We start from the raw sequence: 21,414 nt of genomic DNA, 5'->3' as shown, positions 1-21,414 counted from the left end.
CGGAGGAACCATCCATGACAACCCCTGAATATCAGCCTCTGTCCTCTCTCATCTGGAAAAAGGACAAGCTTGAAATGCTTGACCAGCGTCTGCTGCCCGAAACCATCCTCATGCTGAAATTGTACACTCCTGAGGAAGTATGGGAATCCATCCACTCCATGAAAGTACGCGGTGCTCCGGCGATTGGTATTGCTGCTGCATTTGGTGTTGTATTGGGTGCCAAATCATATGACGGAACAACCGTTCAAGGTTGGTTGGACCACGTGAAATCCATATGTGCTCATCTGGCTACTTCCCGACCAACAGCGGTGAACCTTTTCTGGGCACTGGATCGCATGATGCAAAAAGCAAATGAGGTCGTTGAATCCGGCCTTAGCCTAGATGAGGGCAATGATGCTCTTGAAGTAGAAGCTCTGTTGATTCAGAAGGAAGACGAAGAAGTATGCCGCATGATCGGCGAGAATGCACTGCCTTTATTCGAAGATGGTATGGGTGTACTCACTCACTGCAACGCAGGCGGACTGGCTACGGCGAAATACGGTACGGCAACTGCTCCAATGTATCTCGCACAGGAACGTGGCATTCACCTGAAAGTATTTGCAGACGAAACTCGTCCTGTACTTCAGGGTGCACGCCTGACTGCATTTGAGTTACAGCAAGCCGGCATTGACGTTACGCTGCTCTGTGATAACATGGCAGGCATGGTGATGTCCAAAGGCTGGATTCAAGCCGTTATCGTCGGAACAGATCGTGTTGCTGCCAATGGCGATGTAGCTAACAAAATCGGAACATACAGCGTGGCTGTGCTTGCCAAAGCTCACAATATTCCGTTCTATGTAGCCAGCCCATTGTCGACCATCGACTTGTCCACTCCATCCGGGGACCTGATTCCGATTGAAGAACGTGCTGCGGAAGAAGTGACCGAAGGATTTGGTAAACGTACAGCACCGCAAGGTGTTAAAGTATACAATCCAGCATTTGACGTAACGCCTAACGAATATGTAACAGCTATTATCACGGAAAAAGGCGTTGTTCGCGCACCTTTCCAAGAAAATCTGGCTGCCTTGTTCGCGAAGGAAGAAGCTTAATTTAATAGAAAGCGTTCGTGTGTATAGAGGTGGGAGCTACGATGTGCCAGGCTCTGTATTACGGCGTTAAATAAGGGCTTCCCAAATGGGGAGCCCTTCTGTTAGTAATTAGATCATTTTCAACAAAGCCTCTACACCCGTCATGCCAACCGTAATGCCCATGGCCTCGGCTTCTGTTGTCACCGACTCCATAGGTGCATGCAACAATTGCTCCAGTGTACGCACACCAACCGCCCGAGCTGCAATAATTTTGCGATCCCCGAGCTTCTCATTAAGTAATCCCACGTCGAGTGCTCCGCACATGATATTATTCCTCAAAAAACCTTGGTGTATCAACGTTTTCAAGCTCTCAATATACCAAGCGTAACAAAAGCGTCACAGAAATACGATTTCTTCTAAAGTGTTTGTTACTTCTTGTTGCATACTCGGTATCACATGACTGTACGTATCCAGTGTAACGGAAATCTTGCTGTGCCCTAATCGTTCGGAAATTACTTTAACGTTGATATCTTTAGATAGTAGCAACGTAGCATGTGTATGTCGCAAATCATGAAATCTTATGTGTGGTAAATTTGCTCTTTTAACATCCTTTGGGTAGATTTTCATCATATTACTCGGAAAAACAGTACCGCCATTTTTCAAATTGAATATAACCAAATCGAGATCAAGGAACCCTTTTCCCACTGAATTTCTCAACACTTCATATTTTTCTTGTTGCTCTTTGAGTACTTCAATCAATTGGTTGGGAATAGATATTCTTCGAACACCTGCATATGTCTTTGCTCCCGACTTTAGTGTTTTTCCGTAATTGGATAAAGTTTGATTGACGTATAATACCTTGTTGTCATAATCAATGTCTTTCCATCTGAGTCCTAAAATTTCTCCTTGTCTCATGCCAGTCAAAAGCGCCAATGCATAAACACAAAAGTATCTTCGGTTCCTATTTGCTTCTAGGAATTGATTCACCTGATCGATTGACCAAATGTTGACTTCATTTTTAATCTTTTTAGGTAAGGTGGACTTCCTCATTGGATTTGATTTACATAACCCATATTCAATAGCTTTATCCAGAACTCGTTTAACCAACGTAGTTATTCTTTCAATTGTATTTCTTGCGAATCCTTTGGAATGTAAATTGGTAACAAACTGCTGACAAGTTTTCATATCAAGTCTTTGTAGTTTAATCAGACCTATCGAATCTTTGATGTGATTTTTATAATACAGACGATCATTATAAAGTGTTATTTCACTACATTCTAACTTGCGGATATTCTCCAACCAGTACGCAATAAAACTACCTAGGGTTGAGTTATCATTCTTTATGAATTCATCGTTCTCGACCTCTTGTTGTAATTTAGACATAACTAAGTCGGCTTCGCGCTTTGACTCAAACCCTTCACGCTTAATTTGTTTTCTTTTACCTGTAGGTTCATAGTAATCAAAAACGAAATACCATTTCTTTGTGTTTTTATCCCTTTTTACTGATGCCATTGTAAATCCTCCTATTTTCTTATCGTGACTTATAAGAAAATGGAGCCAAGCAAGTGACTGTACCTCAATTTTATCACATTACTTGCTCCATTTTCAGTTAATTAACTTTTGCTGTTTTGATCCATTCCTCTAGGACTTGACTAGGAACATACAACCGTTTTCCAATCTGAATAGGGTTCAATTTTTCCATTACTTCTCTTGCTGCATTTCTTCCTAATCTCAATCTAAGCATAATATCTTTCGTACACAGTAGTTCCTTTTCTGTAAGTGCGTTCACACTCATCACCTCGTTAACTTTTATGTAATTAAAATCTTGTCTTATTACTCAGATCTGTTTCGGAACAATAACATCCTATATGTATGAACTCTCTACACTACTAATACTGCTATACCAATGCTAATTCTTTCTTGATCTTCTTCACAATTCTAATTTGACCTTTAGGTGTCACTTTTGGTGTTGTAGTGATTTTATTACCATGCTCTGTCCTTACTACTCGTTCATCTACTACAAATAATCCCTGATTCATCGCATACTGAGTTGGCTCATTCTTGTGTCGTAAGATATAGTTCCAATCACGTAAAAACTTGTACAACTTCTTCTCTCCAATATTGATCCCTTTTTGCTGAATTAGTTTAGACATCTCTCGGACAAGAATGTTATCATCTGATTTTAGGATGGTATCTGCAAAATCTACTTTAGGTTTACTTTCTTCTATATGTACTTCTAGTTTTCGCTTTTCATTTTCTGCTGCAATTCGCAATTCACGTTCTTCTTTTAATTTAGTTGCTGTTAAGATAAGCAAATCGGGATTGTCTAGCAGGTCGTCAATTGCATACATTCCATGCTTTTGAATTGAAGGAACAATGTCTTCGTATAGCCAATCTTGAAACTTCATTGCTTAGGGCTGAGCAGACTGTCCCATAACTCTATTCAGTGATAGATTAGAGATGAATTTCTCACCTGCATTATTTAACTTTCGGACATTCCGATTCAGAATGTCTGAATTCTTGACTTGATAAACATGATTCTCTTTGCAAAACTTCAATACATGGTTCGTTGCTCGATCCCCTCGATATTCCAATACACTTGCAACGTCTTTGGCTGCGATAATAAAATCACCTTTAAACTCAAAATTTACACACTTCTTAGTAAGTAGCACTACTTCGTGACCATCAAACACTAGCTCCAAATCTTTATTCAATAATATTAATCTCCTTTTTATTGTTCAGGTTATCTCACCCTGTAATTTTGTCTCTGTCAAACTTTACTATCGAAAAAAATCAAAATTTAATAATGCTTGTCATAATCTGTCCCCATACCGTATACAATGTAGGTAGATAGACAAATTCATATCTAGGAGGAACTAATTTCTATGGAAATTACAGATTTAAGTTTGGCTGATGGTGGTATTTTAGGTGAGGTAATCTATTACCCCGCCAATCTTTCTATTATGGCTACACAAATGAAATGTACTGTATTTACTGCTCAAGGCACTGTTCATAAAAGTATGAACTATGTTCTCCACACCACACCCAATGGCGTTGCTAAGATACTTCTTGGGTCTGCTAAAGCAAACGTGATTAATCGTATGTATGCTGATGTTCCTTGGCCTGAGACCACCATGACTTCTTCAGATGGAACTATTTTTAAATACAAGACTGCACCTACACCATATGATTGTGAATTTTTCTTAGATACTCTTAAACAAGAATACGTAGAGATAATGTAGTCATTCTGGTCGTTACTGTTACGGTAGCGACCTTATTTTTTTCACTCTAGGACATAATGTCTCATAGTGATCTTTCTGTCTTGATATGCTCAAACTTATCGCTTAACTTCGTCATCAACTTATGTATCTCTTCTTTGTTTGGTTTATTCATAAAAAAGTGTATACTATTATTTTTACACTTTAAAATAGTAACACTGACTACTCTTCACCTCCCTTCCAAGTACTAATTTATTTACTTCGTAGCTTCCCCTATTTCTTCGTCAGAAAGCTGATCATATTCCTCACCATTGAAATGTAAAAGGATATTAGTCAGTATGCCGTCTCCATCAAGTTCATGATATGCTTTGTGTGCTGCCATGGAGTGCCCTTTCATATCATACGATTTTTCATCATATTCATTTAAGATCCTAGTATACTCCCGTATTGCTTCATTTTTATTATCATATTCAAAGACTTCCGTATTAAAATGGCGAGGCTGTCTATTGATGCGCTTAGAGTCATCAAGATAAAAATGTGCCAAGATAATTTGCCATGGTTTCATGTTTACTCCTCTTTTCAATTAGATTCCATTCTATAGAACGTGCATTTTGATAGTGTTACACTGCTAAAGGAAATACCACCTTGGTCGTTATGAACATACAGGTCTTCAGGTAGTCCTACTGTAGTATTATTCTTATGTAGTTCGTATAGTTTATTTTCAGTCAAATTAAGTTGTTTCATAAACCTACCTCTGAAAGTTGCGTACTTTGCTTCTTCGTATTTAGTGGTTATTTCCAACTGTATGCTCATTAAGTTCTCCTTTGATTTATGTGATATTCACATTATATTTTATTTTTATTGTAATTACAATACATATTTTTATTCTTAATAAACGTTATTACGCTAATTCCAGACTTACCATCATTGCTTTGTTGACCTTCTCTATATACGTAGATGGTAATTCAAATAGTTTATCTCTTAGATTTCTTTTGTCCACAGTAAAGATTTGCTCAAACATTACAACACTGTCTTCGAAAACTTCGCAATCATCTGCATTTACAAAAACATGCGTGGGCATGGTTCTTTTCTTAAGTTTAGTAGTAAGTGGCGCTCCCATTACGACTGGTGCGTGATGGTTTCCAATATTATTTGAAACAATTAACAATGGTCTGATTCCACTTTGAACAGAACCTTCTCTCTTGCCTAAATCAACGGCCCAAACTTCAAGTCTTTTAACTGTTTTTGCTCCAACCCCTTTACGTTCTATCATCATACCAATAACAATCATCCCCTTATCCAATATAAATTTTATTTTTATTCTTATAATATTATTATACACTATACAAATCACTACACAACCGAACGCTTGTTCTTTTTCAGAATGATATTTCAAAAGTCAATATAAAATCAGTACAACTTACAACATTTTACCCCCCTACTAAAAATTCTTGACATTTGGAAAAACGAAAAAATAAGGGACTGATATATTTGTATATACCAATCCCTATTTATCAACAACTATGAACTATAACTTCTTGAAGTATGATAACTCTTTTAAATCAGCGCTTAATTGTTTCGTCAATGATTATCTCAATCAATCTCCACTCAGATACTGTTATTGTTAATTCCTTGTTAACTAGCAGGTCTTCAATAATCTTGAGAGATACAGCTTTCTTATCAATGCTGTCATTCATCATTGTATCTACATAATCAGTTACAACATCTGCTATATCCAATGCGAATGTGGTGCTGTTTTTATCGAACCTTTTGACATTGATAACTTCTAGTACGAATCGAAATATGAACAGTTTTTGTTGCATTTCTTTAGTTTTGTCTATGTTAATCCAACCTCTGTCCCTCGCAAGGGGAATTGCAAACATCCCTCCTACGACTGTAACAAGGATGATCAGTTGTATATAGTAGGCACTCACGCAAGACCTCCTAAAGTTTATATTATTCCTACTTAGTCAAGCTAGGCGTTTTAGTTTTAGTGTCATAACCAACTGTTGCTCCGAAGAAATCTCCTGCTTTACGTAATGGGACATATGAAAGTCCATCTACAATCAATCCGTCCACTGTCTCCGTCTTACCTTCAGTAATAAGATTTATCTTAGTTGTCGTTGTTTTAGTATCACTCACATTCTTAACTCCTTTTAATTTATTTAATTCAGCCTGAATCTGAGGTAAAAAGTTCTTTTGGGCAGCAGCTATAGTGTTACCATCTCCCCAAAATGCTGTACCCGGGCATGTCTTACTTGATTTGCCGGGAATATAATCTGAGAGTCTTATTCCTGTTTTCGGCGCATACCATGCGTGATATACAATGGTGTCTGTATTAATGGATAGGTTTTGCTTCTCAGCCAAGCAAGCATATAGATGGATTACCGACTCTTTTTGAACAGCGGTCATTGTATCTCCACCTTTATCAAAGTTGCCAATAATCTCAACACAAATCGCACCAGTGTTTGATCCTGCAATTCCTGCTGGTGTTTTGTTAAGATCTCTATCGAGACTAATTGCAATTCGTCCGTCCTCTAACACAGTGATATTTTGTCCAGTACCAGACCATCCTTGAGATATATGATATGTCCTCATGCCTTCAAGACACTTCCAAACATCCTGTTTAGCTAATCCACTAATCATCTGACGAGTGGTGTAATTAGGAGAGGCTGTGTGGTGTACTTGTAGTCGATCAATGTTACGAGTAATAACTTGTTTCTTCAGCCATGGACGAAACTCAACCTTTTCAAGTAGAAGGAAATTCCCTTTTTGAATCATTTAATCACTCCTTATTCTTTTCTCTGTCTTCTGTTTGGCTCTTCTCCTTTAAAATCGAGATAGCCCTTTTCATCTGCGTTGGCATAGGTAACTGAAGCCGACCGTAATTTTCAGCCAAACTTAACAATTCATTAGCTATGTAAAAATATGTAGTTCCTACAGCCAAACTTAGTACTCCATTCAACCCAAGAATTGCATCAATACGATACATTACGAATATGACAGTGAACATCAAAGCTTTCTTAGCAATTCCAAATGATCCTTTTCTAGAACTTAATCCTTTATCATTACGAGTGGGATTTTTATATCCCTCATACGCAGAAGCCGTCATACCTGTTATAAAATCTAAGACTGTGAGTACTGCCAACAATTCGAGAGCACTATTCCATCCACCGAAAGCATAAGACGTAATAGACCCAGCAACACCAACGGTGAAATTCAAATATTTATCCAAAAGTTCCTTCATCCTTCTTTCTTCATACTAAGAAATAGAAAAGAACCTCTCCAAAGTGTTCAGAGAGATTCTTTGTAAATCTATTTATCAATATCCTGCATTTTTAATTTGTTAAATTCTTCGAGAAGTTCTTTTGGAACTTGATCTTCTGTTTTACGATTAGCTTTGACCAATTCGTAGAACGCTTTTGCAAATAATTCTTTATTAATCGCCATTTTTATTCTCCTCCTGCCATCAGAAGAGTATATAGAGATGCAATCATCTCTTTGTTATCCAAGTCAGCAAGTTTCAACATCTCATTGTCTGACTTCAGAGCTTGAATCTCTTCTTGTTTTTGTCTTTCTTTAATTTTTGACTCGTTTTTGAGTATTGGCATTAATTATCTCCTCCTTCAAAGACAGCAATAATTTTCTTAATCTCAACTGTGTCTCCAGCACTCTTCGTGGCATCCATTTGCAGGATTAGATCCCTGATAGAACTTGCATAATCCTTCGAGTAATGATAGACATACTCAACTTCACCAGAACTACTTTGTGTCTTCACGCCTGATACTGGCACCAATTCATCTTGTCCATTGTAGGCTTTGATGTGCGCCTTGGTAATGACTGTTGTTGGTATGATGTCAGGGATCGCGTCAAGCTTGTACCTTTTCCCTTTGTATAGGGGAACATCCAAGAACGTAACGTCTCCACCAGCATCAAGCCTGAATTGAACTGAATTCAGCCCATCATTCAATCTGTTCGTATCATAGAGGTTGGGTAAGTCAACCAAGAAATTTATTACTTCATTGACCTTCAACCCTGTAGTTTTGTTGACAATCTCAGTTCCATTAATAGACATTTTAAGAGATGTTAGTGCTCCACCAGTGTTGTCCGTATCAAGAATCTTGAGTGCGTAGTTTACGTTGTCAGGAACGTAGAACGTTTCCTTGTTAGGGTACTTGCTGTCCAGAGATAATTGAACTGGAGGCGCTAGATAAGAGTAAATTTGAACCCCTGTGTCCGCTGACGTCCCTCCTAGGTTGGTGTACCTGATCTTGTTTGCGGCTACATCGAACGGATCAGCTTCCATGCCAATACCATAATACACTGTCGTTCCCGTCGCATGCTTATGGAAAACAAAGTTCATTTCATCATTTAACGGCTGATTATTTGTCAGGTGAGGGTTTTGACCATAAATCGTCCCTTTCAACAAATAATAGTTTCTATCCTCGTTCAGAATGGTGATTCCAGAGAACCTGATGTCCGACTGCTGAAAGCTGGAAGAGCCTGCGTTGTCTGTGTGATCTTCAAATAACGTATGTGTTTCGCCACGCACTACCACGCTATACTGGCGCATACCCATTCTCTTTGTATAGGTATACGTTTTGTCATAAGTGTTGTAATAGTTGGAGAATCCCAACCTAGCCCATACACTTGCGTTGTGAACCACCTTTAGTGTCACATCAATTGATGAAGATGTCCCCACACCGTTAATCACTGGGACATTCCGAATAACGTCAGGAACGGTTGAAGCGGTGCTGAACCCTGCAACAACTCCATATGTCGGCTTTTCCTTTAGCTTATATTTATTCTCAACATACAGGGCGTCAATCACGCTATTTCTAGACCAAGTCGAGACTGGATTGCTGCTTGCATATATGCTGCAAAGGCTTGGGGTCAGAACCTCTTGGTTGGAATCAAAGACCAAATACGCTCTAGTGTATCCATAGTTATCCGTACCTCTGTGATACACATACATGCCAGTATTAGCAGGAGTTGTCCCGTTAATGGAGGTCATTCCAGCAACTCCAATGTCGGTAACCAAAACATGACAGGAGCGATTCCAATATTCTGGATTTGCCACGGGTTTGGTACTTGTGTATTGCGATTGTGTGTAGTAAGCCGTTTGGAATTCTGTCATGTCTTTGTTTGTCACATAGTACTCAATTGATTTCGCTGTAGCCATAACATGTCTAATCAAAACAATCTTACTTCCGTCTCTCGCGATCCCAACATCGTATGCATAACTGGCAGCATCATACAACAGCGTGGTTTTGATGGATTTGACTGTGTCTTCTGTTCTGTTGTACAGAGATACATTGATAAACTTATTTGAATCGTACCAAAGATAGAGGTCAGAGTTCAAAGTTTCATAGTAGTCGTGATACAAAGCCTTGCTTGAATCAAACCCTAAAATTCGAAGTTTTCCGTTTAGAGGATTTCCGATTTTAAATTTGTTGATGTGTCTGCTCTCGTACACGTCCAAATTGTTACCACTTGCAGGATATGTTGTGTCTGACGTAGGGGTGGAAACTCCCACGATATTGTATAAGGTGGAATAGCCACCCTGTAACCCTGCAATATAAGTCGTTAGCAGAAAGTCTGAATCATTTCTTGTGTACATCAACTGTCTTCCCCAAGCCTCTATTTCTGAGAACTTTACATCTATCAACTCTGTGGAGGCTATTTTTTGATTAGAGAAAATTGTAAAACTGTCGATTTCTGTATATCCCGTTATAAACGATGAAGAATTAACTTCTTGAAGAGTAACGATTGGACTGTTCCCCTCTGTTAAGGTGTTAACGTTATAATTGGTTGTGTTTGCCCACGATTTGTTCATGAAGGCAATAACCTTGTCTTTATTTGACCCAAGTATGAGCATGTGCGTACCGCCGTAAAAGTTTCCAGCGTTATTAGGTGTGCCTGTTGACGAATAAACCTTCTGCTTATAAACCCCTTCCCTTGAATAGTTTAAGATAACTGTAGCGGCAGTTGCCTCTTGGTATGTCCCTGTTCCATAACTTCCTGTTCCGTTCGGCAAATAGCTGTAATTATACCTGTTAGCACAAAAGGACGTTGTCGAAGAGTAAATCCCCTTCTTCTCGTCAAATGTTCCTAACATTGTTCCCCTTGTAACATATGAGGCATAGTAATAGTAAGAGCCACTGCTGTTATAATTGCCGATTTGATTCACAACTCTCTCTTCGGAAGCGCTATTCGTATTAAAACTCTTTTCGCCAACTACTCCATTCGTAGAAAGGCTATAAAGCCTTGTTCCTGTGACCCACCTCAAAAACGAAGAGGAAGTCGCACTGTTCAGTGTAGCGAAATTTACAGTGGAGATAATTATTCTTCTGGCAGAGTCATACAATACGATAGAAGATTTGGGCACGTATGCATACGACGATCCATAACTGAGCGAAGTCGTACTCGTAAAGGTCTTAACGGAAAATTCCGATTTTGCAGAGATTCCATATCTGAATATCGCGTCACTCTTTCTGTAAATCAACCACTTTCCTTCGTCGTCATAACCCACAAAGTCGATTTCATTATTGTTTGAGATAGCAGATAGATCGATATTCTGGTCTATCTCACCCGTAATCAGATTCAGAACGATGACAGTTTTACTCTCTAGTAAATACGTCACTAGATGCTTTCTGTTTATTTGCATATACACTGATCCACCAAAGGTGTTTACATCATTCAACCCTACGGAACTCGGAACAAAGTTGGGGTAAATCTTTCTGATCTTAAACCCTTGCTGCTGCTTGTCTACTTCATACTCGACAAAGAATGACCCCTCTGCGCCTTTTGTTAGCGCGTAATACACATCATCATCAATAGCACTCAGAAGCGGCTGCATTAGTAAATCACTTGGGGCAAAACACCCTCCCACTTCGTATTTCCAATTCGTTGTCATGAACGTCGATTTTTTAATTGCGTATTTTGTTGCCATTAATTCAGTACCTCCGTTATCTTAAATGGTTTATTGTCTATGAAGATCACATCTCCATTCGTCAGTGTAATGTTTGCCAACTTTATCACATCAGGTTGATCTTCCACTGTGCCATCATTGGACAATGCTGTCAGGTTGGAATTCAAGTACACGTAGAAATCCAAGTCCTTAAACCCACCATTGATGATCATATCCTTAATCTTCAAACTCCCTTGAGTACTTACTAGCTTAGCTAAGCTGCCTGAGATGGTAAATCCTGTGGTTTTAGCCGTATCAACCTCTGTTGAGTTTTTAAAAGTATTGTAGTACCCGTTCTCATATTGGTTGATGAAATCAGCAATTCCCTGTTCGTCCAACGTAGACTTGATTTCGTTCAATTGGAGAATGAATTGCTGTACAAAATCCTTATCGACTTTGTTATTCAACTCTTCCCAAATCTTCGAGTTAGATTGAGTATAGTCGAAAATTCTTGATGAACTGACTACCGTCTTATCAATTGTAAAGTAATAAAGGGCAATGTGATCACTTGGCAATTCATCAGGTTGAATGCGTTTAGGCGACTCACCTTGTTTGGCAAGTTCTCCACCCAACACAACAATTGAATTCGTTGTACATTGGATCGCGACCATATAATCTCGTCTACCAAATTTCGTTTCTGTGACCAATCCACTAGTTACTTGATAACTCGTATCACCATTGACTGTTTTCGTCTCTGTGTCCTGACTGTCAAAATACGCACCAAGATATATGTACTTTCCTTCTCCAATGCTTAGAGCTGGGTTATTGCTCTCGTCTAGTAAATAGTTCGAGTTAATCTCGAACCCCTCCATGACCGATTTGTTAACCAACAGGGCGAGTAAGTCATATCCCTTTTCCTGATTGATCAACGCATATAAGTCTTCACCTATCATGTCTGTTGTTACAGGAGGCAAAAACTTCTTATTCAATTTGTTCATTTTTCGATTCTCCATTCTTAATTAGTCAGAACTTCAATTTGGACTTCTGATCCTGAAAAATCACCATTGACCTTGATAGATGTACTCGTCAGTTCTTGGAAGGTGAAATTTCCACTTCCTTCAAAGAATCTCACTCCATCTACATAAACTGAGCAGTAGTTGTTATTCATTTCATAGCTTAGATCAGTCAATTGTACTGTCCCACTTTCGTCCAGTATCGCTATGGCACGTGCCACTTTTCTGCCTAATGGAGTGTTATCGAACCATGTTAGAGTGAATTCGTCATTAGTATCAAGTATGTCTTTTAATTTATCTAGCTTTATTTCGTTTCCGTCATTAATGACATCATCGTCAGGAATAAAGATCGTGATCCCTGTTACGATTGCTTTAATACTGTTGTTGAAACCATATCTCTGACCTAGTTGCAATGTGCCACCTGATGGCATTTTATATTGGTTATTGAATACTTTCGCTGGTTCACTACCAGATGAAGTAATGGATGGTAGCTGTTCCAATGGAACTTTACCCTCTTCATCTAATGAAGCATATCCACTAGGTTTACCTTTGTGTTCGATTGACTCGGGCAAATAAGAGAGAGCATCTTGCTTATTGTTCCAAGCAGTTTTCTCTTCTTTTGTAATATGTATATCTTCGTTATTAACGTGTTGGTTAATATCTGATGTGATGTCATTTATAGAATCAGCCAGTTCGTTAAGCGATACATTTAAGCCTTTAACATCTCCGTCTATTAACTGGACAGTATCCTCAATTTCGCTAAATTTAGAGTCTGTGTATGCTTTCACATTCGTCTCAATGATATTGTAATCATTTATATCAAGTACTCGTTTAAATGGCTGCCAGAAATTATTGGAGTCACGCTTGTTTCGTTTATATTGTTTGTTGTTGGTTTGGTTCGTTGAATCTGTTCCAGAGTACATTTCTGTAAAGGTTTGATAGCCCCCAGCACCTATTCTAACTGTTTCAACATATCCAAAAGCTTCGCTTGCACCTGATGCTACTCTCCAAGCAGATCCCTGCCCTCCAGTTCCTCCACCAACGTAAAATACCGAATAACCCTCTGGATAAAGTGCTATTACTCCATTCGGGTCAGCGAAGTTGTTTGCAAGTTTGATTACAGTTTGTTTAGTATCCGCATATTTCTTAGAGTTTTCTTCTGCTAAGGTAGCTTTCTCTTGTGATCCTTCAACAGTTTCGACATTCGGTTTACCCGCTATGGAATCCCATGTGACAGAGGTGTTTGTCTGTAAAAGCAACGACCAGTGTGTAGTATCCGTAGGTAAAATATCAATGGATTCTTTAATGTTCTGATATACACCACTCTCGTACACTACAATGTTTAGTGGTTTGTATGTAATTGTAGAATTGTACATCCCCTTATTGGCTAATGAAGTACCACGATCATAAGCTAATTCACCTTGAGCTTTAGCGTAATCGCCTTGTATTTCTGCATATGAAGCCTGCGCTTCAGCTTGACCAGCTTTCTCATCTGCATTTGTAGCTGCTGCAATAGCGGTTGCTGTTGCATTAACAGTCTGAACTATTGCTTCAATTGCTTCCTCAGTGGCTACTTTTGCCGAAGAAAGAACAGTACTAATACTTATCATTAGCGTCCAATGGTTTTCATTTGTAAAATCTACATTCAACGTGTCATCTGCGACACACATATATATATTTTCGTTCACTGTATCTGTAACAATATCTCCGAAGTGATACGTATTTACAGGTGTATATGTACCTTGCCATGTCGTATTCGTAATCTTTTTCCAGAACTCTGTATTTGTAGGAGTCTCACCAATGGAATCTTTAATGCTCATAAATGTTGCTCCATTGAAATAAACAATATTTCTAGTCTTGTAGGAAGCTGTATCAGAATAGTTTCCTTTATGTACGAGAGATTCTGCTATACCTTTTGAGAATTCACCTTGTTCCTTAGCATAATCGCCCTGAGATTTTGCGTATTCAGCACTTTCATGTGCTTCCTTAATAGCCCCTTCAGTTTCACCGATTGTATCGCTTGCCTTACCTAGAACTTCCTCTAATTCTTCAACTTTAAGATTCACTTCAGTAAGAAAGTTTCTTGTAGCCTCAACTTCCCCTTTGGCAAAATCGCCCTGTTCTTTAGCATAATTTCCTTGAGAGGTAGCATGTTCCGCTGCTGTCTTTGCTCTATCTGCTTGTGTGTTGGCATTTTCGGTTGCATCTAAAGCAACTAGTCTGGTCGCTTCAATCTCATCAATCTTGTCGTTGGCATTTTGAATGGAGATATGTAAATCTTCAATTTTGTTATTCGCTTCTACGATTACCTCTTGTGCGTTAAGCACCTGATCCTTGGCATGATCTCCTTGTTCTTTGGCATACGCCCCTTGAGACTTAGCGTAAATGCTCTGATCCTTAGCATTATCAGCCTGTTCGCTTGCATAGTCACCTTGCTTTTTAGCATATTGAGCATTTGTTTCTGCCGCTTTAGCTTGTGTTTCAGCAAGTATTGTTGCTTCTTCCATGTTTTGAATTGCTTCTTCGGAATCTTCAATGACCCTATCTAACTGTTCTACTTTCTTAATTGCTTCATTGCTTGCATCAATAGAATCTTTTAAGGTTTTTAGAACATTTCCGTCATGTTCTTCCGTCCAAATCCTTGCAGAACTTACGTAATGATTGCCTCTACCCTTGTAACTGTAAGTTTTTTGGGTATTTTCAGCAGATATATGAAAGGATATTACGCCTTCAGAATAATCTACTCTGTACTCATTTTCTTTAAGTACATTCCTGTTTTTACTAGGACTCTCAAACATATTAGCGATCTTGACTTTGCTAATATATACAGGAATCTCATCAAGTAATATTTGACCATTAACTACGGTTTTTGTTTCTGTTATATCAATGTAGGGGTCAATACTCGTACCATTACGATACTTCGTTAACGTACTCTTCTGGTAATCGAATGATGACATTTATTTCCTCCAATTTGTATACTCTATTAAATAGTGCTATGACTCTAAACATTCACGAGGAACGTTAGAGTCATTACTGCACTATCTTTATAATTAACACTATTATTTGTTATCTTAACAACAACTACCTAACTAAGACTTGTATAATGTCTTTGCTTATACGCTTCATAACTCTGTATCCATTGTCCGAGGCAGTTGCGATACCATTGTCATTCGGCATTACAAGTCCGTTGACAACAGCAGTACCATCATCACGAACAAGCAATTTACCCATCATACCAATCGCTGACCATTCAGGGCGCAATTCACGCCGCGCATAATACTGATCTGCATCCCAATCAGGATTTAACATAGGTTGACGCTCTGTTCTGGCTGGTGAGACTTCAACTGTATCATACAGAGTATTCCCGCTCTCATCTTCCCCGATTGCTACCTGATCAAACATTGCAGGGATATCAACCATGTGGTATTTAGTACGACCCCACTCATCTTTTAGGAATCTACCTTTCCAATGTAAGTCCTGATTGTCACCAATCACTGATGGATCAGCACTAACTATACCAAGAATATATTCATCTTCGGACGTAGCTTTGCGAATCCTATTTCCATCTAAAGTAACGAAATAGCCGACTCGATCTTCGTTATCTCTGTTGTCATCAGACCATTCGAACATTTCTGCGTAGTCTGCACCGCTTGAAGAGTAAGCGCCATCTGATGTCACAGCACCATTACTTAAAATCTTAATGGCTAAACCTCTAGCGTTCCAATATGTTCCATTACCCATAGACCATGAGTATGCCGCTGGTGCATCTCCATATCTCCCTGTAATACTGGCTCCAGCGAAACCGTTATCAGTATTGAAGTACCCTTCTACATTGCTATATGAAGCTCTAGCTAGATTCAATCCATTTTGAACATGTGATGCATAAGAAGCAGATGAAGTTGCGCTTTCACTTTTAGTAACATTAAATATAAAGGCGTATTCCTGATATGTAGGTATTGGAGATACCATGACCGTATTTGACGAAACTGATGTAACGGTATACGATGTAACATCTGGTATGCCCGGACCCAGTAAAATACCATGTACGTTAACTTTGTCGTTCACAGAAAACAGAGAGGTAGCGCTATCAGCTATAGTGAACATCGCTCCTGAAAGTGAGACAATCCTACTTGCATATACACCAGTAGCACCCGACCATCCTTCTACATGCGACATTGAATGACCAGATGCAGAATTATATCCTTCTGCATGACTCATTGTACCAAAAGCTTTGGTGTCTCTGCCCTCAACATGAGTATACTGACCGTATGCTTCGCTTAAGTAACCCTCTGCATGTGACGCTTCTCCCCGCGCTTTTGTAGTATCACCTTCTGCATGAGAACTCTTTCCGACTGCAATTGTTTGTCTGCCTTCTGCGTGTGCGCCATATGAGGAGCCCCCTTTACTGACGACTACTAACAGATATTGCCCTACACCGTACCCAGTAGGCAAAGAATCAACAGTGATAATGTTAGATGATACTCCTGTAACATTAGCTTTTCCTATCATTCCTCCTGCGTTACCATTAAAACAGCCCACTGTATCTCCTACCGTGATTCCATGCGAAGTGTTTTCAAGCGATATAGCTTTAGTAGCTGTATTAACACTTGTTATTTTTGTGGCTGACCCTGCATAAGTCGATATCCCCTCTACGTGAGATGCTGTACTGTTAGCAACAGTTTGGTGACCCTCAGCATGAGTGTAGTTAACAGCGGCAATAGTCTCATTTCCTTCGGCATGAGAAGCAAGTCCAGAAGCTATTGTTCCATAACCTTCTGCGTGTGCTGAATCTGCAATCGCAACGTTCAATGAACCTTCAACATGTGCACCCTTGTATCCAGATGCCAGATTCATGTACCCCTCTGCGTGTGCTCCACCATTCTTGGAATACGCTGATGATCGTGTAAGATTCACTACGTACCCCAACAACTGAGTATTAGAACTAGAAATCAGATTCAAGTTTTCAACAACAATGGACAGTCCAGTGAAACTAACAACTTTTGTTTCATGTTCATAAGGTTCGTTGTAATATTCATAAACTAATTTGATTTCATCATTGGTTGAAAAGATTGTTCCTGTTGGTAATGAACTCAATAAAATCGTATTGTTAACAAAATCAAATCCCGCTACCTTCGCACCTCTCCCAGTTGAATTACTTTGACCCTCAGCATGAGAGATGACTGCCGCCGCTAGTGTATTATAGCCCTCAGCGTGGGAACTATCTCCCGATGCCACAGTTTTAGCCCCCTCAGAGTGTGAACTGTAACCAATTGCTACTGTGTCAGTACCCTCGGCATGCGTACCATTTCCACTTGTTTTGGTTCTTACACCTTCGGCATGTGAACCTTCCCCAATTGCAGTAGTAGAACTACCTTCTGCGTGTGAAGCTCTGCCAGATGCAATTGTCTGTTCTCCTTCTGCATGTGCATTTTCTCCTGTAGCTTGACTGGCATTCCCCTCAGCGTGTGAAGAAGTTGCCTTTGCCTTTGTGAAGCTACCTTCTGCATGTGAACTTCTTCCTGATGCAGTTGTATTAGAACCCTCTGCATGGGCTGAACTATTAGACGCTATGGTATCTACACCTTCTGCATGCGATCCTAATCCAGTAGACTTTCCTCTTGCACCTTCGGCATGAGAGGATACTCCTGACGCAATTGTATCTCTTCCTTCTGCATGAGAAGCTTCTCCTGAAGCAGTTGTTTGTAGTCCCTCGGCATGCGAATTATTGCCTGTTGCTGAGGTTCCTAATCCCTCGGCATGGGCATTGTTACCATCGATGACATTTGTCTTCTTGAAAATTCCACCATCGTTACGAGATACGGTTGTTGGTGTTCCAGACGGGATATCTGGCATGTTGCTTAGAATCACTGTTTGTGTTGCTGAATCTACAGATGCAATAGTCGTTTCGAATACATACAAGGGACTATCAAGAGAATCTTTCCACGTAAAGAACACTTCTTCTCCTACTTCGTACAGCGAAACATCTTTATCCGCACTGAATACAAGCTTCTTGTTTTCTACGTCAAGTACAGTCATGCCAATTAATCTGTAGGCTGTAGATGTGATTTCCCCCTCTGTATGACTTCCTTTTCCAGTCGCAATCGTTCTGATGCCCTCTGCATGGGAATGCTCACCAGTCGCAATCGTTCTGATGCCCTCTGCATGGGAATGCTCACCAAAAGCAAGCGTCCCTTCGCCTTGTGCATGGGAATAGTGTCCTGATGCAGTAGTGCTCAATCCCTCAGCGTGAGATACATAGCCAGTTGCTTTTGTACCAGCACCTTCTGAATGTGCTCCTGTAGCAGTCGCTTGCGTGAAAGAACCCTCAGCATGAGAACTATTCCCTGTTGCTTGTGTTCTATCTCCTTCGGCATGCGAACTCTTCCCAATTGCGAATGTTCTTTCACCCTCTGCATGCGAGAAATCTCCTGTTGCCTGTGAATCTGAGCCTTCCGCATGGGATGATACCCCTGATGCTTTTGAATTTACTCCTTCTGCATGAGAAGCAATACCGCTTGCGATTGACTTAAATCCTTCTGCATGGGAATTTTCTGCCGTTGCTTCCGTTTGGTTACCTTCTGTATGTGCTGTAGCGCCCGAAGCTTTGGTTGCAAATCCTTCTGCATGTGAATTGTCGCCTGATGAAATAGATTGATTACCTTCTGCATGTGACGAATAACCTGTAGACTTCGTAGCAAATCCTTCTGCATGTGAACCTTGTCCTATTGCTTGAGCCTGTTGACCTTCTGCGTGAGATGCGATACCTAATGCATAGGTTTTATAACCTTCGGCATGACCATAAGCTTCATAATTTTTAGCCCATGACAGATTGAAGATATCTGATCCTTCTGCAAAAGGTACTGATACTTCTGATTCAATAAATTCTGGTTTTTGATCTATAGTAACAACGTTATCTGTCACACCTAGAACTTTGGATGTAACAGCATCCCCATTATGTATAAGCTCAATAGTATCTCCTACACGAAATCTGCTTCCGTTTGACACTGCAACACTATAAGGCTCCACGTTTACTGCTACACTGGTCAGTTTGTCAAAACCTACATTAGCTCTTGTATAATGTCCTTCAGCATGTGAAGCTTTGCCTACTGCTACAGTCTCTTCTCCTTCTACATGGGACAAGTCTCCTATACCTTGATCAAGGTGAATTTCTTGCCATATTGGTGCATCTGGTGAGCCGATATTTCTATTAAACTTTTGAAAATCAAACCAAACAACGTCACGCTCTGGCTTTACTGGTTCAGTTTCATTAACAATAATCGGCTGCAAATTCTCAATAATATCTGCAATTTTACTAAGACTTTCATTCGTATAGTTTTTTGCGCTTTCTTCTGCTTGATCTGCTTTAGTTTGAGCACCATCGATTGTTTCCACGTTAGGTCTACCTGCGATTGAATCCCACGTAACTGATGTTGCAGTTTTCATAAGAAGTTGCCAATTTGAAGGCTCTGTCGGAAGAACACCTATAGATTCAACGATATTTTGATACACGCCATTTTCATAAACAACAATGTTCAACGGTTTGTATTGCTCATCATTCTTATATGTGCCTTTGTTAATTAGAGCTGTGCCTTTTTGAATAATGATTTCTGTTTCCTGTTTCGCGTAGTCACCTTGGTCTTTAGCATACTTACCTTGTTCTTCAGCTTTTTCAGCATATTCCATAGCTTGTGCAGCAGCTAAGTTAGCATCAGTTGTGGCAGTTATCGCCTGTTGTTTAACTTCATCGATCTCAATGATCAAATTTGTGACAATATCTACTGAATCTTTCACGCTCATTAACAGATCCCAATTGGTTTCAACTGAAGGACTAACGCCAACTGTTCCTTCAACAATACACATGTAAACGCTCTGATTGGTTTCGTCTGTTACTACGTCACCAAAATTGTACGTAGTTGTGGTGATATATCTACCTTGCCAAGCCATATTGGTGATTCGTTTCCAGAAATTCGAGTTCGTTGGATCGTTCCCAAGACTACTAGCGACACACATGAACGTAGCACCGTTATAGTAAACGATATTTCTATTATCATATGTTACCGTTTCAGAGTAATTTCCTTTGTGGACCAGCGATTCTGCAACACTCTTCGAAAACTCACCCTGTTCCTTCGCAAAGTCACCTTGTTCCTTGGCATAGACGGAACTAGCATTGGTTTCAGTGATGGCTTCTTCAGTTTCAGCGATTCGATCATTCGCTTTTGTCAGTGCCTCATCAAGCTCAACTACTTTATTGTTAGCTTCAACCAGAAATTCTTTCGTTGATGTTGCTTGTTCAAGAGCATAAGCACCTTGTTCTTCAGCGTATTCCCCCTGAAGTTTAGCGAAATCGCCTTGCTGTTTTGCGTATTCGCCCTGAAGCTTAGCTGAGTCTGCTTCTAGAGCAGCTTTGTTCCCTTGTTCAATTGTTTTTAGTGTAGCTTCAACGGCTTTCAATCGTTCTGTTTCTAATTCATCGATCTTGTTGTTAGAACGTTGAATGGACTCATCTACCTCTACAATTTTCTCATTTCCTAATTTTGTAACATTGACAGCATTTTCGGCTTCACCTTTAGCAAAGTTACCTTGATCTTTGGCGTAGTTTCCCTGTTCTTTGGCAAAGTTTCCTTGTGTTAAAGCATAGTCGCCTTGTTCTCTTGCGTAAATAGCACTCTCATCAGCTTCGATTGATTTTTCGATAGTGTAGTCTGTAGCATCTTTCATTTCTTGTTTAACTACTTCAGCTTCAGCAATTACCTTGTCCAAATTGTCTACCTTAATAATGGCTTCATTACTCGCATCCACAGCATCTTTCAGTGTTTTAACTACGTTACCATCGTGTTCTTCAGTCCAGATACGTGTTGCACTAACATAGTGATTACCTCTGCCTTTATAGCTGTAAGTTTTTTGAGTATTCTCGGCAGAGTTATGAAAAGAAATAATTCCCTCTGAGTAATCTACTCTATATTCGTTCGGTTTAATCTCATCACTATCTGTATTAGAAATTTCAAACATGTCCCCAATAACAACTTTGTTCAGTTGCAACGGGATTTCATTAAGCAATATTTGACCGTTAATAACGGTCTTAGTTTCTGTTATATCGATATAAGGATCATCGATTGTACCATTACGATACTTGGTTAGTGTACTTTTTTGATAATCAAATGATGACACTGAATCCCTCCTAACATTTCTAGTATGTTTTGTCGATA

The 21,414-nt window shown here is 39.6% G+C and carries 16 protein-coding genes and 1 pseudogene; 2 read left to right on the top strand and 15 right to left on the bottom strand.

Annotation, left to right across the window (positions count from 1 at the left end; all coding sequences use genetic code 11):
• Positions 1-14: 14 nt before the first annotated feature.
• Positions 15-1,088, top strand: coding sequence for an S-methyl-5-thioribose-1-phosphate isomerase (gene mtnA / locus MKY95_RS10300; RefSeq protein WP_036609936.1), 1,074 nt, complete (start codon positions 15-17; stop codon positions 1,086-1,088).
• Between the two features lie 108 nt (positions 1,089-1,196).
• Here mtnA and MKY95_RS10295 read toward each other — a convergent pair.
• The 4 genes and pseudogenes from MKY95_RS10295 to MKY95_RS10280 all read right to left on the bottom strand — a co-directional run.
• A pseudogene (locus tag MKY95_RS10295) lies at positions 1,197-1,394 on the bottom strand (YunC family protein); the annotation flags it as partial.
• 69 nt (positions 1,395-1,463) lie between these two features.
• Positions 1,464-2,579, bottom strand: a complete 1,116-nt coding sequence (locus MKY95_RS10290) for a tyrosine-type recombinase/integrase (protein ID WP_339198657.1) — start codon at positions 2,577-2,579, stop codon at positions 1,464-1,466.
• 386 nt (positions 2,580-2,965) lie between these two features.
• Positions 2,966-3,475, bottom strand: coding sequence for a phage antirepressor KilAC domain-containing protein (locus tag MKY95_RS10285; protein ID WP_339198654.1), 510 nt, complete (start codon positions 3,473-3,475; stop codon positions 2,966-2,968).
• 3 nt (positions 3,476-3,478) lie between these two features.
• Complete coding sequence (locus MKY95_RS10280; RefSeq protein WP_339198651.1) at positions 3,479-3,781, bottom strand: hypothetical protein; 303 nt, start codon at positions 3,779-3,781, stop codon at positions 3,479-3,481.
• A 171-nt stretch (positions 3,782-3,952) separates the two neighbouring features.
• Between MKY95_RS10280 and MKY95_RS10275 the strand changes: the two genes are divergently transcribed.
• Positions 3,953-4,309, top strand: coding sequence for a hypothetical protein (locus tag MKY95_RS10275; RefSeq protein ID WP_339198648.1), 357 nt, complete (start codon positions 3,953-3,955; stop codon positions 4,307-4,309).
• 232 nt (positions 4,310-4,541) lie between these two features.
• Here MKY95_RS10275 and MKY95_RS10270 read toward each other — a convergent pair whose 3' ends face one another.
• From MKY95_RS10270 to MKY95_RS10220, 11 genes are all read right to left on the bottom strand, one after another.
• The gene (locus MKY95_RS10270; RefSeq protein ID WP_339198645.1) at positions 4,542-4,850 is read right to left on the bottom strand and encodes a hypothetical protein; all 309 of its coding nucleotides are present in this window, start codon (positions 4,848-4,850) and stop codon (positions 4,542-4,544) included.
• A 336-nt stretch (positions 4,851-5,186) separates the two neighbouring features.
• Positions 5,187-5,681 (bottom strand): type II toxin-antitoxin system PemK/MazF family toxin, encoded by a 495-nt coding sequence (locus MKY95_RS10265; protein ID WP_339198642.1) that lies wholly within the window; start codon positions 5,679-5,681, stop codon positions 5,187-5,189.
• A gap of 166 nt (positions 5,682-5,847) precedes the next feature.
• Positions 5,848-6,219 carry a hypothetical protein gene (locus tag MKY95_RS10260; protein WP_339198639.1) on the bottom strand — a complete coding sequence of 124 codons (372 nt, stop codon included), beginning with the start codon at positions 6,217-6,219 and terminating at the stop codon, positions 5,848-5,850.
• 28 nt (positions 6,220-6,247) lie between these two features.
• On the bottom strand, positions 6,248-7,066 hold the full coding sequence (locus MKY95_RS10255; RefSeq protein ID WP_339198636.1) for an N-acetylmuramoyl-L-alanine amidase: 819 nt from the start codon (positions 7,064-7,066) through the stop codon (positions 6,248-6,250).
• A 4-nt stretch (positions 7,067-7,070) separates the two neighbouring features.
• On the bottom strand, positions 7,071-7,532 hold the full coding sequence (locus MKY95_RS10250) for a phage holin family protein (RefSeq protein ID WP_339198633.1): 462 nt from the start codon (positions 7,530-7,532) through the stop codon (positions 7,071-7,073).
• A 68-nt stretch (positions 7,533-7,600) separates the two neighbouring features.
• A complete protein-coding gene (locus MKY95_RS10245) occupies positions 7,601-7,735 on the bottom strand; it encodes a hypothetical protein (RefSeq protein WP_339198631.1) in 135 nt (44 codons plus the stop codon).
• Positions 7,736-7,737: 2 nt separating this feature from the next.
• Positions 7,738-7,896 carry a hypothetical protein gene (locus MKY95_RS10240; RefSeq protein WP_339198628.1) on the bottom strand — a complete coding sequence of 53 codons (159 nt, stop codon included), beginning with the start codon at positions 7,894-7,896 and terminating at the stop codon, positions 7,738-7,740.
• Positions 7,896-11,237 carry a hypothetical protein gene (locus MKY95_RS10235; RefSeq protein WP_339198626.1) on the bottom strand — a complete coding sequence of 1,114 codons (3,342 nt, stop codon included), beginning with the start codon at positions 11,235-11,237 and terminating at the stop codon, positions 7,896-7,898. The genes MKY95_RS10240 and MKY95_RS10235 overlap by 1 nt, the downstream gene beginning before the upstream one ends.
• Positions 11,237-12,193, bottom strand: a complete 957-nt coding sequence (locus MKY95_RS10230) for a hypothetical protein (protein WP_339198624.1) — start codon at positions 12,191-12,193, stop codon at positions 11,237-11,239. The genes MKY95_RS10235 and MKY95_RS10230 overlap by 1 nt, the downstream gene beginning before the upstream one ends.
• 17 nt (positions 12,194-12,210) lie before the next feature.
• Positions 12,211-15,165, bottom strand: coding sequence for a hypothetical protein (locus MKY95_RS10225; RefSeq protein ID WP_339198622.1), 2,955 nt, complete (start codon positions 15,163-15,165; stop codon positions 12,211-12,213).
• Between the two features lie 124 nt (positions 15,166-15,289).
• The gene (locus MKY95_RS10220; RefSeq protein WP_339198619.1) at positions 15,290-21,376 is read right to left on the bottom strand and encodes a peptidase G2 autoproteolytic cleavage domain-containing protein; all 6,087 of its coding nucleotides are present in this window, start codon (positions 21,374-21,376) and stop codon (positions 15,290-15,292) included.
• Positions 21,377-21,414: the final 38 nt, after the last annotated feature.

It is taken from the genome of Paenibacillus sp. FSL P4-0176, assembly GCF_037975265.1.
Lineage (GTDB): Bacteria > Bacillota > Bacilli > Paenibacillales > Paenibacillaceae > Paenibacillus > Paenibacillus amylolyticus.
The sequence above is the reverse complement of the archived record's forward strand: the minus strand, read 5'-3'. Positions and strand labels throughout refer to the sequence as shown.

Coding starts and splice junctions, on each gene's coding strand:
- MKY95_RS10250 (WP_339198633.1), bottom strand. CDS start 7,532: ATGAAGGAACTTTTGGATAAATATTTGAATTTCACCGTTGGTGTTGCT.
- MKY95_RS10230 (WP_339198624.1), bottom strand. CDS start 12,193: ATGAACAAATTGAATAAGAAGTTTTTGCCTCCTGTAACAACAGACATG.
- MKY95_RS10240 (WP_339198628.1), bottom strand. CDS start 7,896: ATGCCAATACTCAAAAACGAGTCAAAAATTAAAGAAAGACAAAAACAA.
- MKY95_RS10290 (WP_339198657.1), bottom strand. CDS start 2,579: ATGGCATCAGTAAAAAGGGATAAAAACACAAAGAAATGGTATTTCGTT.
- MKY95_RS10245 (WP_339198631.1), bottom strand. CDS start 7,735: ATGGCGATTAATAAAGAATTATTTGCAAAAGCGTTCTACGAATTGGTC.
- MKY95_RS10285 (WP_339198654.1), bottom strand. CDS start 3,475: ATGAAGTTTCAAGATTGGCTATACGAAGACATTGTTCCTTCAATTCAA.
- MKY95_RS10270 (WP_339198645.1), bottom strand. CDS start 4,850: ATGAAACCATGGCAAATTATCTTGGCACATTTTTATCTTGATGACTCT.
- MKY95_RS10225 (WP_339198622.1), bottom strand. CDS start 15,165: ATGTCATCATTCGATTACCAGAAGAGTACGTTAACGAAGTATCGTAAT.
- MKY95_RS10255 (WP_339198636.1), bottom strand. CDS start 7,066: ATGATTCAAAAAGGGAATTTCCTTCTACTTGAAAAGGTTGAGTTTCGT.
- MKY95_RS10275 (WP_339198648.1), top strand. CDS start 3,953: ATGGAAATTACAGATTTAAGTTTGGCTGATGGTGGTATTTTAGGTGAG.
- mtnA (WP_036609936.1), top strand. CDS start 15: ATGACAACCCCTGAATATCAGCCTCTGTCCTCTCTCATCTGGAAAAAG.
- MKY95_RS10235 (WP_339198626.1), bottom strand. CDS start 11,237: ATGGCAACAAAATACGCAATTAAAAAATCGACGTTCATGACAACGAAT.